Annotated in this window: 1 protein-coding gene; it reads right to left on the bottom strand. The window is 74.9% G+C overall.

The annotated features are described in order from the left end of the window. Positions 1 to 324 (bottom strand): zinc-dependent metalloprotease (locus AC1DYG_RS21035; RefSeq protein WP_477641755.1); only part of this gene is annotated, 324 nt, incomplete at its 3' end. Between the last annotated feature and the right edge of the window lie 30 nt (positions 325 to 354).

Raw genomic sequence — 354 nt, 5'->3', positions numbered from 1 at the left:
GCCGGCGAGCAGTCCCCCGCCGGTGGTCGGCCGGTCGGCGTCACCCGTGAGATTGGCCATCGAGTCGGCGGCGGCCCGGATCCAGCCGGCACGGTCCACCACCCGGGCCTGCGGCACGGGCAGCCCGTCGGCGAGCCCGGTGACCTCCCGGACCGGTCCCTCGGCGCGCACCGACGCCTCCGAGAGTTCCGCGACGACGGCCTCCGCGGAGTACCGGCTGGTGCGTGGGCCTGGCCTGGACAGCCGAACCCCGGCCCATGCTGCGACATCCCAGTCGACCGCCCCGGCGAGCCCACCGGGCGCATCCGAACCGTCCTGGGTCATCGGCAGCAACGTCACTGACACCCACAAGAG

Source organism: Pedococcus sp. P1_H8 (genome assembly GCF_056405175.1).
Note: the sequence above shows the minus strand (reverse complement) of the source record. Positions and strands in the feature narration are given on the sequence as shown.